A 14,307-nucleotide genomic window follows, 5' to 3' on the forward strand; every position below is an offset into this window, starting at 1 on the left:
TAAGGTGACGGTATGGCGTACGCCGCGACAGGTCGGCGCAGGGCTGCCGTCTGGGCCCTGGCCGTCGAGTTGCTGCTCGCCGCCGGCGCGATCACCGCGGGCACGCTGCGCCAGCCGTCGCTGGGTGCGGACTATGTCGACATCGACGAGGTCGCCGCCCGGCCGGTGGAGGCGGCCACCGGGTCGTACACGTGGGATTGCGGGCGCAACGAGAACGGCCATCGCAACAGCAGCAACATCGTCGTGACGCCGGGCAAGGCCGGGCCGGTGCACCATCTGCACGACTTCTTCGGCAACCTGTCCGTCGATGTCGGCAGCACGGTGAAGACGCTCGCCGGGGGCGGCACCACCTGCGCCAACGGCGACGAATCAAGCTACTACTGGCCGGTGCTGCGTACCTTCGGCCCGCGGGACGGTCCGCACGGCGGGGCGGTGCAGGTCCCGGTCCGGGTCAGCTTCGCTTTCCACGGCAACCCGCGGGGGCCGGTCCTGGCGATGCCCCGGCTGCTGCGGGGAGCGGTGGGGGACGCGTACGCGGTGACGAACGGTGGCGCCCGGGCCGCCGCGGTCTGGAGTTGTTCGGGCAGTCCCGAGCGCCGCAGCCTGCGATACGTCGTCTGTCCCCGCGGTCAGCAGGTGCTGCGGGTCTTCGACTTCCCGAGCTGCTGGGACGGCCGGCGGGTGGACAGCAACGACCACCGCCAGCAGCTCGTCTTCGCTTTCCCCGGCGGCGGCTGTCCGATCTCGACCTTCGCGGTGCCGCGGCTGCGGATCGTCGTCGCCTACGCCATCGCGCCGGGCACCCGGTACCGGATCGACTCGTTCGACGCGCAGCGGCACAGTGCGCTGACCGATCACGCGTTCTTCGTCAATCTGATGCCGGATGCCCTGATGAACGAGGTCGTACGGTGCCTGAACGCCGCTCGCAGCTGTCAGTAACCGGGGTCGGCGGGCGCGTCGCCACCGGCGTCACCGGAGTTCGCGGTGCCACCGGTCCCGCCGGCGGACTCGGGCAGCGCCCCGGTCCGGGCACCCTTCGGGTCGACCGCGAACCAGGTGCCCTTGACACCCTGGCCCAGGATGTCGCCCGGCTTGGCGTCCTTGGCGAAGTAGTACACCGGCCAGCCGTTGATGGTCACCTGGCAGGTCCCGTCGGCGCGCTCGACGTACCCCAGGATCTTGGGGTTGATGCCCTTCGGGAAGATCTTGCCGGGCGACTTGATCAGCAGTGGCGGCCAGGCCTTGGCGCAGTCGCCGTTGCAGGTCGCCTTCGGCGGCTTGTTGCTGTCCTCGTCGAAGCGGTAGAGCGTGCGCCCGGCGCCGTCGGTGACGTAGGTGCCGATGACCGGGTTCTCGGCGGTGTTGAGCTCGACCGTCTTGCTGCCCTTGCGGATGCTCTTGGGCGGGGTGATGTCCTGGTCGGACGCACCGCTGAAGATCTTGACCCACTTCTGGGTCTTGGCGACGGTCGGCTCCGGGATCGGCTCGGATGACCGGTCCGGGGTCTCGGCGGCCAGTTCGGCCTGCTCGGGTGCCGTGCTCGGCTCGGGCGGCACCGCCGGCGCGGCCGGCGTCTCGCCCTCCGCGGCCACGAATCGCACCTCGGTCGGGGTGGTGCCGGCCGGTGCGCAGGCGGCGAGGCCGAACGCGCTGGTCAACGCCAGGACGGCGATGGTGATGCGGCTGCGCTTCATGATTCCCCCTGTGGGTGAGCCGGTACGCCATCCACACGACCGCGGGCCGGATCCGGTTCAGCGGGAAATTGTTCTGAACCGATCCGGCCCACCGGCACGTGTGGGGGGAGTCAGACCGACGAAACGGGGGTCGAGGGTGGCCGGGCACGCGCTCCGTCCGGCCGGCCTCGGCGTGGTGACCGCCGTAACCGGGGGGAAGAAATGCCGGGGTTGAGGCTCCAACGTCGCCGGGAGGTGGCCGATGAGGCGCTGGTCAGATCGTTGTTCTCGGAACACGGGGCGGCGATGCTCGCGTACGCGACGCAGCTGACCCGGGACCGGGCCGCCGCCGAGGACGTGGTCCAGGAGGCCCTGGTCCGCGCCTGGCGACATCCGGACAGCCTGGTCAACGGCAAGGGCTCGGTACGCGGCTGGCTGCTCACCGTGGTCCGCAACATCGTCACCGATCAGATCCGCGCCCGTAACGCCCGCGCCCCCGAGGTGCGCGAGTCGCCGGTCGAGGTTGCGGTCTCCGGCGACCACGCGGAGCAGGTGGTCAACTCGGTGGTGGTGATCGACGCGCTCAGCCGGCTCTCGGCCGAGCACCGTGAAGTGCTGGAGCAGGTCTATCTGCTCGGCAGCACGGTCGCGGAGGCGGCGAAGGCGCTGGGCATTCCGCCCGGCACCGTCAAGTCGCGTTCCTTTTATGCCCTGCGGGCACTACGCGAGCTCCGGTCGCTGAGCGCAGCCGGAACGGAACGGTCTGCCTCATGAAGACGAATCACGTGGACCTCGCCGGCTATCTGACGAAGTCGCTGGACGCGGAGCAGGTACGCCTGGTCGAGGAGCATCTCGCCGGCTGCGCCGAGTGCCGCGCCGAGGTGGAATCACTGCGGGAGTGGACGATGGCACTCGAGGCCGTGCCCGAGGCGATGCTGCTGGACGGGCCGCCCGAGGGCGGTGACCTGTTGCTGCAGCGCACGCTGCGGCAGATCCGGGACGAGTCGGCCGGGAGGCGGCATCGGCGGACGGCGCTGGTGAGTGCCGCCGCGGCCGTGGTCGTCGCCGCCGCGATCGCCTCCGGGGTGGTGGTGGGCCGGGGCACCGCTGATCCGGGCGCGCCGATCGCGTTGCCGACTCCGTCGCAGGTGGAGCAGACCACCATTCCCGGCACGAAGACCGCGACCGCGGTGGACGCCGGCACCGGCGCGCGGATCACCGTGGCGGTGGCCCCGGCGCCGGGCTGGGTGCGGATCAAGGCCGCGGTCGCCGGGATCCCGGCGGGCGAGCGGTGCCGGCTCGAGGTGGTCGCCCGCAACGGCGCGGTGGTGCTGGCGGGGAGCTGGGTGGTCTCCCAGAAGGGCGCGGAAGAGGGCACCACGCTGGACGGCAGTGCACTGGTCGCCCCGGCCGACGTGGCCTCGGTCCGGGTGGTGACGGAGAAGGGCAAGCAGTACACGAGTGCCACTGTCTGAGCTGGCGGACGTCAGCCCCAGGGCGCGTGGACGATCTTCTCCACCTCGATGGTGAGGATCACCCGCACCTGGTCCCGGCCGCCGAACCACGGGTACGGCCCGCCGACGTACTTCTGGGCCAGCTCCTCGATGTGCTCGGCGCCGCCCTTGGGTGAGATGTCGACGACCCGGCCGCGGACGGAGTAGTAGTTCGACACGTCGTCCGGGTCGGCCACGGTCACCGCGACCCGGGGATCACGCTCGACGTTCCTGACCTTCTGATAGCCCTCGACGGTGTTGATCACGATGTGCTCGCCGTCCGTGCCGACCCAGGTCTGGGTGAGCTGTGGTGAGCCGTCCGGCATGGTGGTGGCGATGAAGCACGGGCTGGGCTTGCCGAGCAGGTCGAGCAGCCCGGCGGGCAGGGAGGTCATGGATCAACAGTACGGCCGGTGTATCGGGACAGCCCGTCGATGAGCATGTCGAGGCCGAACTCGAAGCGCTCGTCGCCCGAGCCGGCGGTCAGCACCGCGGCGTGTGCCCGGATGTTGGGGAACCGGTCGGCCGGCAGGTTGGTGTAGTAGTCGGTCAGCTGGCCGACGAAGGTGTCGAAGTACTCGCGGGTGCTCTGGCCGTCGGTCAGGTTCTGCTGGTGCAGGGAGTTCTCGTAGGCGTCGGCGACGATGTAGAGGAACAGCCGGTCCAGTGACCAGGCCGCCACCTGCGGCGGGACGCCGCCGGCGAGCATGATGGCCAGCATCGCCTCGGACATCCGTAGCGCGTTCGGCCCGCTGGGCACGGTGGCCAGCGCTGCCCGGGCGATGTCGTTGTATTTCGCCATCAGGGCGTGACCCCGCCGGCACATCTCCTTGATCTGCTCCTGCCAGTGCTCCGGGTCGGGCGTGAGGACCTCCACCTGACCGCAGATCCGGTCGAACATCAGGTGCAGCAGCTCCTCCTTGTTCGCCACGTGGGCGTACAGGCTGGAGGCGCCGGTATCGAAGACCGCGGCCAGGCGGCGCATGCTCACCGCCTCGATGCCCTCTTCCAGGACGATCCGGAGTCCGGCGTCGACGATCTCGTTCTGGCTCAGTGGGGCCTTGGCGGGGCGGGGGCGCTTGGGGACGGTACGCCGCCACGGGGGCAGGGGAAGTTCGCTCATCGGCGTACAGCGTACTTGACGCGAACAGTGTTCGTCGGTAGAACGGTGTTCGACAAAAACGAACACCGTTCCGGGGGGACGCCGTGCAAGCTGTGCTGGAGAAAGCCGCTGAGACTCCGTACCGATGGCGCTGGGTCGCGTTGTTCGTGATCCTCGCCGTCGAGGTGATGGACCTGCTCGACTCGCTGGTCACCACGATCGCCGGGCCGGTGATCCGGGCCGAGCTGGGCGGCTCGCTCAGTTTGATCCAGTGGCTCGGTGCGGCGTACACCCTGTCCATGGCCATCGGGCTGCTCACCGGCGGCCGGCTCGGTGACATCTACGGCCGGCGCCGGATGTTCGTCATCGGCGCCGTCGGCTTCACGCTCGCCTCGCTGGTCTGCGCACTCGCCTTCTCGCCCGGCGTGCTGATCGGGGCCCGTGCGGTCCAGGGCTTGTTCGGGGCGGTCATGCTGCCGCAGGGCCTGGGCATGATCAAACAGATGTTCGCCCCGGCGGAGCAGGCCAAGGCGTTCGGCGCGTTCGGCCCGGTGATGGGCCTGGGCGCGGTCGGCGGCCCGATCCTGGCCGGCTGGCTGGTCGACGCGGACTACTTCGGCACCGGCTGGCGGATGATCTTCCTGATCAACCTGCCGCTCGGCGTCTTCGCCGTGCTCGGCGCGGTCAAGTTCCTGCCCGAGTTCCGCAGCGAGCGCCGTCCCCGGCTGGACGTGGCCGGTGTGCTGCTCGCCGCGGTCGCGGCGTTCCTGCTGCTCTATCCGCTGGTGCAGGGGCGCGAGCTGGACTGGCCGGTCTGGATCTTCGTCATGCTGGCGCTGGGTGTCGCCCTGTTCGGCCTGTTCGGCGTCTACGAGTCCCGTCGCGAACGCCGCGGCCTGGACGCGCTGGTGACCCCGACGCTGTTCCGCAAGCGGGCGTTCACCAGCGGCCTGCTGCTGGGTCTGGTCTTCTTCGCCGCTTTGATCGGCACCGGACTGATCTTCACGCTCTATCTGCAGATCGGGCTCGGCTACTCGCCGCTCAAGGCCGGCCTCACCACGCTGCCGCAGGCGCTCGGCACGGTCGCCGGATTCATCGTGGCCGGTGCGGGACTCAGCGAACGGCTCGGCCGCAAGCTGCTGCTGATCGGGACCGTGATCATGGCGCTCGGCACGGTCGCGGTGGCGGTCACCGTGCGGCTGGCGGGCGCTGAGATCACTCCCTGGCTGCTGATCCCCGCGCTGATCCCGCTGGGCGCGGGCATGGGCCTGGCGATGGCGCCGTTCTTCAACATCGTGCTGGCCGGGGTCGACGACGAGGAGACCGGCTCGGCGTCCGGTGCGCTCACCTCGGTGCAGCAGCTCGGCGGCGCGTTCGGCATCGCGGTGCTCGGCACTGTCTTCTTCGGACTGCTGCCCGGCGCGGTCGCTGACCACGTCGACGCGGCGGGACTGCGGCCGGCGCTGACCGCGGCGGCCGTGCCGGCCGAGGCTCAGCCGGCGGCCGTCACCGGCATCCGCGCCTGCCTGCGCGACCGGGCGGCCGAGGAGGATCCGGCGGTGCAGCCCGCGTCGTGCCGCGCGGCGCCGGGGGCGGTCGCGCCGGAGATCGGAGGGTACGCCGAACAGGCGGTGCACGCCGGCTTCCAGGACACCACCGAGCGCAGCCTGCTGGTGGCGCTGGCGCTGCTGATGCTCGCGTTCGGGCTGTCGTTCCTGCTACCCCGGCACGCGCGACCGGAGGACGGTCACTGACGGGCGGCCACGGCCGGGCGGCGACGCCTGATGAGTGACCGCACCATCAGCGCCGCCGCCACGATGCCCGGGCCGCAGTGGACGGCGAGCACCCCGGCCAGATGCGGGCCGCCCCAGTCCAGGTGGTACGTCGCCGGGTCCGTCAGGTCGATGACGAACGGTTCCGCCACCGCCCGCGCCACGAAGAAGAGTCCGATGATCCACAGGAGGACGACGCCGATTCGCTTCATGTCCTCGACGCTAGGAGCGCCGGTGGCGCCGGGACACCGTGCTAGCCGTACCTCTGGGGCTCAGATCGTCGGGAGCCCGGCCGCCTGCCAGGCCTTGAAGCCGCCGTCGAGATCGGTCGCCCGCAGCAGGCCGAGATCCTGCAGTGCCGCCGCGGCCAGGCTGCTCGTGTAGCCCTCCTGGCAGGTCACGATGACCTCGAGGTCGTAGCGGGTGAAGGACAGCCGGGCGTCGCTGCGGGGGTCGAGGCGCCATTCCAGCACGTTGCGCTCGATGATGACCGCGCCGGGGATCTCGCCGTGCTCAGCCCGCTGGGCAGCCGGGCGGATGTCCACCAGTACGGCGCCCCGGCCCACGGCCCGGTACGTCTCGTGCGGGCCGAGCCGGACCAGTCGGGCCCGGGCGCCGGCCAGCAGCTCGTCGATGCTCCGGGCGCCCTCGGGGGCAGGGGCGAAGGCGGGTGCGCTGCGCAGCAGGGGAGTGCTCACCACTGGGCTCCGGCTCGCTCGACGGTGACGACGTCCAGCCCGGCGGCACCGATCCGGTAGCGCGTCATGGTGGTCAGGGCCGGGCCGTACGCGTGGATGCTGATCGCGGGCCGGTTGGAGCGGTTGGTGATCCGGTGGATGTGCCGGGTGCCGAACCGGCGGCCGGCGCCCTCGCCCAGCTCGCGGGCGCTGATCCGGGGCGAGCCGTCCGCGCCCGTGGCGACGGTGTCCTCGGTGAGGAACCCGGAGCAGACGTAGAACGCGCCGGCCGAGCCACCGTGGTCGTGCAGGTCCGTGCCCTGCCCGGGTAGCCAGGTCAGCAGCCACACCTCGTGGTCCGGTTCCTGGGCCAGCCGGTGGTACCACCGGTCGACCGCGTTGAAGCGGGGCGCGACGGGCCAGGAGTCCGGGTCGGCGGCGTACCGGGTGGCGGTGGCGAGATGGTCGAGGCGGATGTCGACGACGGTCACTGCAGCTCCTCGCTTTGCATATATTGCCTATCAGTTCTATAGGTTTACCGCCACAGTACGGCCGGGAGTGGACGACGCGCGGGAAGAACCTGGAAACTGGCCCTCAGGCCGGAAAGGTGTCGCTCAGGGGGCGCGAAAAGCGCAGATCAGCGGGGACAGCGCGCGCTGGCGCACCGCGCCAGGTCGATCACCCGGCGGGCCGTGAGGGGAATGCCCTGCCGCTGCATGCGCCCATCGTGGTCGGCCACCCGGACACAAATCAAACCTGTACCACCATGCGGGAACCGAGGTCAGGAGAGGCTGGCGAGGACCAGCCGCAGGTACGGCTCACTGCCCGCCCAGTCGCCCTCGGGGGTCGTCCACTCCACCAGGTACGCGCGCCCGTTACTCATCGACAGCAGTACGCGGCGCTCGTGCCGGCGTACCGGTTCGCCGTCGGGCTGCCAGGTGAACTCCCACGCCGCGTTCACCGCCACGCGCTGATAACCCGGCAGAAGTCCCGGCGGCGAGCGCCTCCCGCTCCTGGCTCTGCCAGTGGGTCAGGGGTGGGCCGGTCAGCCGGGCTGTGGCGTCCACCCGTAACGCGCGGCTGCCCCCAGGATCGCGGAAACAGGCGGCGGTGCCGTCCTGGGAACGGGTCCAGTCCCGGGGCACCGCCACGTCGAAGCCGCTCGGGTCCGCGTGCCAGAGCCAGCCGGCCGGGACCGCGTACCCCCGGGCCAGGGAACTGCCGGTGACCGCCGGCCCGCCGGGCGCGCAGATCGCGAGCGGTCCGGCCGTCGTGCCGGTGCCCGCATCGGCGACCGGGGCGGTGCCGGGCCGGTGGTCGAGGGCCAGCGCTGTGCCGGTGGTGCCGACCAGCAGCACGGCGGCCGCGACGAGGGCGACCTTGGTGCTGCGGGCGACGCGGTCGCGGACCGGCCGGTCCGGGCTCATCCGATCGAGGATCATCGCCATGCCCAGCGCGGACGTCCCGGGCGGAGCCGGCGTGCGCTGCCGCGGGACCCGCATCGGGAAGACGCCGACCGCGCGGTCGGCCACCCGCTGGAGCCGGGCCTGGGCGTCGGCCGCCGGCAACCGCTGAGCCGGATCCTTGTGCAGCAACCGGTCGATGATCGGGGTCAACGGGCCGGGGAAGCGGGCGGGGTCGGGTGGCTCGGTCAGCAGCGCGGTCAGCGAGGCGGTCGTGGTCGAGCGCTGGAACGGCGCCTGACCCTCCACCGCGGCGTAGAGCGTGGCGCCCAGCGACCACAGGTCGGCTGCTTCGCCGGCGTCGTCGCCGCGCAGCCGCTCGGGCGCGACGAAGTACGGCGAGCCCAGCAACGGCTCGGCGCCCTGCTCGGCACCCCTGATCTTGGCCAGACCGAAGTCGGTGAGCACCACCCGGCCGTCGGTGGCGAGCAGGACGTTGTGCGGCTTGACGTCGCGGTGCAGCACACCGGACGCGTGCGCGGCCCGCAGCGCGGCGAGCACGCCCAGGCCGATCCGGGCAGCCTCGCGGTGCGGCAGCGGGCCCTCGCGCAGCACGGCGTCCAGCGATCGCGACTCGACGTACTCCATGACGATCCACGAGCGGTCCGGGCGCCACACCAAGTCGTAGACGCCGACCACGCCGGGATGCTCCAGCCGGGCCGCCGCCCGGGCCTCGCGCATCGTGGTGAGCTGGGCGTCGAGCATCTGCGCGGTGCTCACGTCGGCCGGCGTGGCGATCTCCTTGACGGCGACCCGGCGGCGCAGCAGCTCGTCGTCGGCGAGCCACACGCGGCCCATGCCGCCGGCGCCGATGATCTCCAGCAGCCGGTAGCGGCCGGCGATCAGCTCCCGCGCAACGTCCATGGCGGTGATTCGGTGCGGGACGGTCCGCGGACGGGTCCGAAACATTTTGCGATCGTTGCTACGTTGCTGACGTGAAAATCCGGTACCTGCTGCACAACGCCTATGGCGGCGGCGGCACGATCCGTAGCGTCTTCAATCAGGCCAACGCGCTGTGCGAGACGCACGAGGTCGAGATCGCCAGCGTGTACCGCACGGGGGAAAAAACCGTCTTCGCCCTGGACCCCCGGGTCCGGCTGGTGCCCCTGACCGAGTTGCGCGAGTCCGGCGACCGCCGCAGTGACCGGCCTGGGCAGAAGAGCCGCCTGTTCAACAAGGCCCGGCGCTTCAAGAACCCGTTGCCGCACCGGCACGACTCCCGCTACCGCCGCTGGGACCCGCAGGTCGACCTGACGATCGTCCGGTACTTCCGGTCCTCCCGGGACGGTGTGCTGATCACCACGCGTCCCGCGCACAATCTGCTGTCGGCCTGGTTCGGGCCGCGCCGGCTCATCCGGATCGCCCAGGACCACATGAACCTGGAGACCTACAAGCCGCGGCTGCGAGCGGCGATCCTGCGGGCCTATCCGCGGCTCGACGCCGTGGCGGTGCTGACCGAGCACGACCGCGACACCTACCGGGCGGCGCTGGGCGACAGCGCGGTGCGGGTGGTGCGGATCCCCAACGGCATCCCGCCGTGGCCGCTGCCGCCGGCGGCGTTGGAGAGCAAGGTGCTGGTCGCGGCCGGCCGGCTGGTCCGGCAGAAGGGTTTCGACCTGCTGATCCCGGCGTACGCCCCGGTCGCGGCCCGGCACCCGGACTGGCAGCTGCGGATCTTCGGCTACGGCGCCAAGCGGGAACAGCTCGCCGCGCAGATCGAGGAGCTGGGCCTGACCGGCCGGGTACGGCTCGAAGGGCCCAGCCGGCGCCTCGACGAGGAGCTCGCGGCCGCGTCGGGGTACGTGCTCAGTTCCCGCTTCGAGGGGCTGCCGATGGTGCTGCTGGAGGCGGCCACCGCCGGCGTGCCGGCCGTCGCCTTCGACTGCCCGACCGGTCCGCGCGAGATCATCGATCACGGCCGCAACGGGCTGCTGGTGCCGCCGGAGGACATCGACGCGCTGGCCGAGGGCATGATGCGGCTGATCGAGGACCCGGCCGGGCGCCGGGCCATGGGCGCCGCCGCCCGCGCGGACAGCAGCCGGTATTCGATGAGCACCGTGCGTGGGGTCTGGGAGGGGCTCTTCGCCGAGCTGGCGGCGAGCCGCGGCGCGGCGGTGCCCGGCCCGGCCGCCCAGCAAATTGGACATGATCGCCAGCACCAGTAGCAAAACCGGGCAGATGGTATTCATGCCCTATATCCGGGGCGGTGGTTAGAGTCATTCTCCGGCACCGGGAAAAGCGATCTTGAAATCGGTATTCACGTTTACCGACCGTGACTCAGGACAGAGGGTGTATTTCGCCGTTCGGTTTCGGGTGCTGCGGGAACGGCGCTCGGTGGCGCGATACCCGAAAGAGCCTCGCGGTGCTTTGCTTCTTTCAGAACGGTTGCCAGAAACCTGCCCCTGAGCAACGGCGCGAACACACACCGTGGATGAACTCGGCCGATGTTTCACCGGATCGGCGATCGGACTCAGCCGTTCAGGCGGAAAGCCGTTCGACGGGGGCGGCGGGTATTCAGAACGTTATATGGTCAGCTCCGCCGCTGAGAGCCGGTGCCGGAGGTTCTTCGCCCACCGCCTCCGAGCCCCCCGAACAACGAGGACGGACACGTGTCGAACTCACGCCGCGGTTTGCTCGCCGCCGGCCTAGCCGTAGCCGTTGTCGGCACGATGGGTACGGTCTGGACCCTGAACGCCAGTGCTGAGGAGACGACCGAGGCCGAGGCGCCCGCGGCCGCCGTCGCACCGGCGACCACCGAGACCGCGCCGGAGCCCGCCGAGACCGCGCCCGAAGCAGCGCCGGTGACCGCCGAGACTGCGCCGGCGACCACTGAGGCCGCGCCGGAGGCCCCCGCGGCGGGCGAGGCCATCCTCACGCCGCCGAAGCTGCTGCCCTGGGGCGCCAAGCCCAAGCGGCTCAAGCAGGCCAAGGCCGGCGCCAGCAGCAAAGCCGTCGCGGCCGCCGGTGCGGACGCGGCCCCCGCGGACACGAGCGGTGCGGTGACCCCGACGCGTGAGTACGCCCCCAAGGGCGGCCAAGGCCCGAACGGCGCCTTCCTGAAGTCGGCGCGCACCACCGTCGTGCCGCCCACCCCGCCGACCGTGGGCACGGTCAAGGCCGCGGCCGCCGCGGACCGCGTGGTCAACTTCCACTACGCGGTCGGCGCCCAGACCGGCGAGACCGACGGCACCTGGGCCAACCTGACCATCGAGAAGCCCAAGCTGGTCGACGGTGACTACCACACGCTGGCCGAGCTGGCGGTGCGCTCCGCCGACAGCAAGCAGACCGTCGAGGTCGGCTGGACCGTGGACCGCTCGGTCAACGGCGACGACGACCCGCACCTCTTCGTCTTCTACTGGAAGGACGGAGTTGCCAGGTGCTACAACGCCTGCGAGTGGACCCAGATCCACAAGACGGTCAAGCCCGGTGACACCCTGCCGGTCGGCACCTCGAAGCGGTTCGGCATCATGCACGACGGCAACGCCTGGTGGATCGCCTACAACTCGGAGTACATCGGCTACTTCCATGACAAAAACTGGGAGGGCCGGTTCACCCGGGCCGGTCTGGCCCAGTGGTTCGGTGAGGTGGCGTCGCCCAGCCTCACTCCGTGCACCCAGATGGGCAACGGCAAGCCGGCCAGCGACGGCGACGCGGCGCGGATCGGCAGCATCAGCATGACCAAGGGCCCGACGGTCGGGTTCGATCTGGACATGCGGCCCAAGTACAAGACAGAACCCGAGATCACGCTGCCGCCCGTGCAGATCGAGAAGCCCGACGAGCCGTACTGGACCCCGTGGACCGGGAGCCTGCGCACCCCGACGACGTTCCGTTACGGCGGCCCGGAATACCCGCTGGTGAAGGACCCGAAGGACCCCGACGCCCCGCCCCAGCCGCTCGTGAAGTGCTGACACCGTAGCGCCTAGGCGCCCGGTCCTCCCCACTGTGGGAGGGCCGGGCGCTTTTGTCGGTGCTGATCGAACCGGCCACCCGGGCCCGGGGTACAACGGGGTGGTGGGCCGACGAGGGGGCAGCGGATGAGGCGACGGGTGAGTCCCGACGAGGAGCTGATGACCGCGCTCTACACCGAGCACTACGCGGTGCTGCTCAGCTTCATCTCGCGGTACGTGCGCGACCGGCACAAGGCGGAGGACCTGGTCCAGGAGACGCTGCTGCGGGCCTGGCGGCACATCGACCACCTCGACCCGGACCCCGGCCGGACCCGCTCCTACCTGCTCACCATCGCCCGCAACGTGGTCACCAACGCCTGGCGGGCCGAGCAGCGCCGCCCGCACCTGGTCGCCGACGACGCCGCGGTCGCGTCGGTGCCGTCGGCCGACAACGTCGACCAGCTCGTCGAGGGCTGGCTGGTCGCCGAGGCGCTGGAACGGCTCTCCGCCGACCACCGTGCGGTGGTCCAGGCCATGTACTACGAGGGACAGACCGTGGCCGACGCCGCCCGGCAGCTGTCGGTGCCCGAGGGCACGGTCAAGTCGCGCGCCTACTACGCGGTGCGGGCGTTGCGGCAGGCGTTCGAGGAGATGGGGGTGCTGCGATGAACCCCGACCAGGAACACGATGAGCTGCGGCGGTTGCTCGGCGGTTACCTGCTGGGCGGGCTCGACGACGCCGACACCGACCGGCTCGACGCGCACCTGTTGCGCTGCGACGAGTGCCGGGCCGAGCTGGATCGGCTGGCGCGCGTACCGGAACTGCTCCGGTCCCTGGAGAACGCGCTGCCGGTCACGGTGCCGGCGGGCAGCCGGCCGAGCCCCGCGCGGGTCGAGAGCCTGCTGGCCCGGATGCGGGCCGAGCGGGCCCGCGAACGCCGGCGGGCCACCGGCCGGCGGCTGGCCGCTGTGGCCGCGGCCGTGCTGGTTGTGGCCGTGGGCGTCGGGGTGATCGCCACCCGGGACCAGGACCCGCCGGCCGGGCCGCCGATCGCCGCGCCGAGCCAGAGCCGGGGCCCGGGCCAGCCCGCGGTCACCGCTGTCTTCGAGGCGGAGGACGGCAGTGGCCTCGCCGGTCAGGCGGTGCTCACCGGCAAGACCTGGGGAGTCTCGATCGACCTGACCGTGGAGCAGTTGCGCGGCCAGGGCCCGTTCGTGTGCCGGGTGAGCCGGGCCGACGGCACGGTCGAGCAGGCCGCGATCTGGGGTCCGACCCCCAGCGGCCGGGCGAAGGTCACCGGGGCCAGCTCGATCCAGCTGCGCAACGTGAGCGCGGTCGCGGTGGCCGACCACGATGGACACGTGCTGGGCACCGCCCACCTCAACTGAGGATGCGGTTGAATCGCCTCATGAGCACTTCATCGAGCCTGACCGCCGAGGACCTCGAGTTCCTCGCCCGCCCGCTGCACGGCTTCCTGACCGTGGCCGCCGGAAACGTGCCACCGGAGCCCCGGCCGGTGTGGTTCGAGGCCACCGCGGACGGGACGGTCCAGTTCTTCACCGAGCCGGAGTCGCTGAAGGTGCGCCGCCTGCGCCGCGACCCGCGCGCCTCGATCGTCGTCGCCGCCCCGGTCGGCGAGCGCGAGCGCTGGGTGTCCGTCGCCGGCCGCACCACGGTGGAGACCGACGGCGCGCACGACCTGGCCTCCCGCCTCGCTGCCCGCTACTGGGACCTGGACGACCCGACCCGGGCCGCCGACCTGGCCGCGCTGCTGTCCGGTGACCAGCTGCGCGTCGTCATCCACCCGGAGTCGGTCCGCCGCTACGCCTACTAGCCGAGGGCCGTGCCGTAGAGCTTGTCGCGCTGGGCCTGGGGGAGTGAGCAGGCCGCGGTGCCGCCGGGCAGCAGGTGGCGATGGCCCGCGACCCAGCGGTACGCCGGCCACGCCAGCAGGCCGACCGGCTTCAACTGCAGCGCGCGTCCCGGGACCTCCCACAGGCGGCCCGCGTCGCGCAGCAGCAGGGCGATCGCGTCCGGGCCCGAGGCGATCGTGCCGTCGGGGCCGACCCACTGCACCGCCTCCTCGACCTGCTCGAGCGTCAGGCCCAGCTGATCGAGGTCGGCGAACTGCCACGGCACCACGGTGGCGTGCGACGGAATGCGGCGTTCGATGAACTGCGCGCAGCTGGTGCAGAACGAGCAGTCGCCGTCGTACACGAAGGTGGGCTTCATGATCCCAT

At 71.5% G+C, this 14,307-nt stretch carries 17 protein-coding genes; 9 read left to right on the forward strand and 8 right to left on the reverse strand.

Translation table 11 applies throughout. The annotated features are described in order from the left end of the window. Nucleotides 1–12 precede the first annotated feature (12 nt). Nucleotides 13–939 carry a DUF1996 domain-containing protein gene (locus AB0C12_RS23215; protein WP_360551126.1) on the forward strand — a complete coding sequence of 309 codons (927 nt, stop codon included), beginning with the start codon at nt 13–15 and terminating at the stop codon, nt 937–939. Here AB0C12_RS23215 and AB0C12_RS23220 read toward each other — a convergent pair. Next, a complete protein-coding gene (locus AB0C12_RS23220) occupies nt 933–1,694 on the reverse strand; it encodes a hypothetical protein (protein WP_360551128.1) in 762 nt (253 codons plus the stop codon). The genes AB0C12_RS23215 and AB0C12_RS23220 overlap by 7 nt on opposite strands. A gap of 201 nt (nt 1,695–1,895) precedes the next feature. On the opposite strand from AB0C12_RS23220, the gene AB0C12_RS23225 reads away from it, so the two are divergent. Together AB0C12_RS23225 and AB0C12_RS23230 are read left to right on the forward strand one after the other, a co-directional pair. Continuing rightward, nucleotides 1,896–2,447: a sigma-70 family RNA polymerase sigma factor gene (locus AB0C12_RS23225; RefSeq protein WP_307857958.1), complete on the forward strand. Its 552-nt coding sequence runs from the start codon at nt 1,896–1,898 to the stop codon at nt 2,445–2,447. After that, nucleotides 2,444–3,148: a zf-HC2 domain-containing protein gene (locus AB0C12_RS23230; RefSeq protein WP_360551130.1), complete on the forward strand. Its 705-nt coding sequence runs from the start codon at nt 2,444–2,446 to the stop codon at nt 3,146–3,148. Before AB0C12_RS23225 ends, AB0C12_RS23230 begins: the two co-directional genes overlap by 4 nt. 11 nt (nt 3,149–3,159) lie before the next feature. Here AB0C12_RS23230 and AB0C12_RS23235 read toward each other — a convergent pair whose 3' ends face one another. Both AB0C12_RS23235 and AB0C12_RS23240 read right to left on the reverse strand, forming a co-directional pair. Beyond that, nucleotides 3,160–3,561: a PPOX class F420-dependent oxidoreductase gene (locus tag AB0C12_RS23235; RefSeq protein WP_360551132.1), complete on the reverse strand. Its 402-nt coding sequence runs from the start codon at nt 3,559–3,561 to the stop codon at nt 3,160–3,162. Further along, nucleotides 3,558–4,289 (reverse strand): TetR/AcrR family transcriptional regulator, encoded by a 732-nt coding sequence (locus AB0C12_RS23240; RefSeq protein ID WP_360551134.1) that lies wholly within the window; start codon nt 4,287–4,289, stop codon nt 3,558–3,560. Before AB0C12_RS23240 ends, AB0C12_RS23235 begins: the two co-directional genes overlap by 4 nt. 83 nt (nt 4,290–4,372) lie before the next feature. On the opposite strand from AB0C12_RS23240, the gene AB0C12_RS23245 reads away from it, so the two are divergent. Further along, a complete protein-coding gene (locus AB0C12_RS23245; protein WP_360551136.1) occupies nt 4,373–6,022 on the forward strand; it encodes an MFS transporter in 1,650 nt (549 codons plus the stop codon). Here the strand turns inward: AB0C12_RS23245 and AB0C12_RS23250 are convergent. The 4 genes from AB0C12_RS23250 to AB0C12_RS23265 all read right to left on the reverse strand — a co-directional run bounded on the left by AB0C12_RS23250 (nt 6,016) and on the right by AB0C12_RS23265 (nt 9,044). Continuing rightward, nucleotides 6,016–6,252: a hypothetical protein gene (locus tag AB0C12_RS23250; RefSeq protein WP_360551138.1), complete on the reverse strand. Its 237-nt coding sequence runs from the start codon at nt 6,250–6,252 to the stop codon at nt 6,016–6,018. The genes AB0C12_RS23245 and AB0C12_RS23250 overlap by 7 nt on opposite strands. A gap of 60 nt (nt 6,253–6,312) precedes the next feature. Beyond that, nucleotides 6,313–6,738 carry a rhodanese-like domain-containing protein gene (locus AB0C12_RS23255; RefSeq protein WP_360551140.1) on the reverse strand — a complete coding sequence of 142 codons (426 nt, stop codon included), beginning with the start codon at nt 6,736–6,738 and terminating at the stop codon, nt 6,313–6,315. Continuing rightward, nucleotides 6,735–7,208, reverse strand: coding sequence for a cysteine dioxygenase family protein (locus tag AB0C12_RS23260; protein ID WP_360551142.1), 474 nt, complete (start codon nt 7,206–7,208; stop codon nt 6,735–6,737). Before AB0C12_RS23260 ends, AB0C12_RS23255 begins: the two co-directional genes overlap by 4 nt. A gap of 384 nt (nt 7,209–7,592) precedes the next feature. Further along, a complete protein-coding gene (locus tag AB0C12_RS23265) occupies nt 7,593–9,044 on the reverse strand; it encodes a serine/threonine-protein kinase (protein ID WP_360551144.1) in 1,452 nt (483 codons plus the stop codon). 71 nt (nt 9,045–9,115) lie between these two features. On the opposite strand from AB0C12_RS23265, the gene AB0C12_RS23270 reads away from it, so the two are divergent. From AB0C12_RS23270 to AB0C12_RS23290, 5 genes are all read left to right on the forward strand, one after another. Further along, complete coding sequence (locus AB0C12_RS23270; RefSeq protein WP_360551146.1) at nt 9,116–10,345, forward strand: glycosyltransferase family 4 protein; 1,230 nt, start codon at nt 9,116–9,118, stop codon at nt 10,343–10,345. A gap of 444 nt (nt 10,346–10,789) precedes the next feature. Beyond that, on the forward strand, nt 10,790–12,088 hold the full coding sequence (locus AB0C12_RS23275; RefSeq protein ID WP_360551148.1) for a neprosin family prolyl endopeptidase: 1,299 nt from the start codon (nt 10,790–10,792) through the stop codon (nt 12,086–12,088). Nucleotides 12,089–12,214: 126 nt separating this feature from the next. Then, a complete protein-coding gene (locus AB0C12_RS23280) occupies nt 12,215–12,736 on the forward strand; it encodes a sigma-70 family RNA polymerase sigma factor (protein ID WP_360551150.1) in 522 nt (173 codons plus the stop codon). Beyond that, complete coding sequence (locus AB0C12_RS23285) at nt 12,733–13,455, forward strand: zf-HC2 domain-containing protein (RefSeq protein ID WP_360551152.1); 723 nt, start codon at nt 12,733–12,735, stop codon at nt 13,453–13,455. The genes AB0C12_RS23280 and AB0C12_RS23285 overlap by 4 nt, the downstream gene beginning before the upstream one ends. A 20-nt stretch (nt 13,456–13,475) precedes the next feature. Further along, a complete protein-coding gene (locus AB0C12_RS23290) occupies nt 13,476–13,901 on the forward strand; it encodes a pyridoxamine 5'-phosphate oxidase family protein (RefSeq protein ID WP_360551154.1) in 426 nt (141 codons plus the stop codon). Here the strand turns inward: AB0C12_RS23290 and AB0C12_RS23295 are convergent. Then, entirely contained in the window at nt 13,898–14,302 is a 405-nt protein-coding gene (locus AB0C12_RS23295) for a DUF393 domain-containing protein (protein WP_360551951.1), read from the reverse strand. The two genes, AB0C12_RS23290 and AB0C12_RS23295, sit on opposite strands and share 4 nt — an antisense overlap. Nucleotides 14,303–14,307 lie beyond the last annotated feature (5 nt).

This window comes from Actinoplanes sp. NPDC048967, from assembly GCF_040649415.1.
GTDB lineage: Bacteria > Actinomycetota > Actinomycetes > Mycobacteriales > Micromonosporaceae > Actinoplanes.

Bases quoted from the DNA above. Each gene is read 5' to 3' on its own strand.
- AB0C12_RS23215 (WP_360551126.1), top strand. From the start codon at position 13: ATGGCGTACGCCGCGACAGGTCGGCGCAGGGCTGCCGTCTGGGCCCTG.
- AB0C12_RS23220 (WP_360551128.1), bottom strand. From the start codon at position 1,694: ATGAAGCGCAGCCGCATCACCATCGCCGTCCTGGCGTTGACCAGCGCG.
- AB0C12_RS23225 (WP_307857958.1), top strand. From the start codon at position 1,896: ATGCCGGGGTTGAGGCTCCAACGTCGCCGGGAGGTGGCCGATGAGGCG.
- AB0C12_RS23230 (WP_360551130.1), top strand. From the start codon at position 2,444: ATGAAGACGAATCACGTGGACCTCGCCGGCTATCTGACGAAGTCGCTG.
- AB0C12_RS23235 (WP_360551132.1), bottom strand. From the start codon at position 3,561: ATGACCTCCCTGCCCGCCGGGCTGCTCGACCTGCTCGGCAAGCCCAGC.
- AB0C12_RS23240 (WP_360551134.1), bottom strand. From the start codon at position 4,289: ATGAGCGAACTTCCCCTGCCCCCGTGGCGGCGTACCGTCCCCAAGCGC.
- AB0C12_RS23250 (WP_360551138.1), bottom strand. From the start codon at position 6,252: ATGAAGCGAATCGGCGTCGTCCTCCTGTGGATCATCGGACTCTTCTTC.
- AB0C12_RS23265 (WP_360551144.1), bottom strand. From the start codon at position 9,044: ATGGACGTTGCGCGGGAGCTGATCGCCGGCCGCTACCGGCTGCTGGAG.
- AB0C12_RS23280 (WP_360551150.1), top strand. From the start codon at position 12,215: ATGAGGCGACGGGTGAGTCCCGACGAGGAGCTGATGACCGCGCTCTAC.
- AB0C12_RS23285 (WP_360551152.1), top strand. From the start codon at position 12,733: ATGAACCCCGACCAGGAACACGATGAGCTGCGGCGGTTGCTCGGCGGT.
- AB0C12_RS23290 (WP_360551154.1), top strand. From the start codon at position 13,476: ATGAGCACTTCATCGAGCCTGACCGCCGAGGACCTCGAGTTCCTCGCC.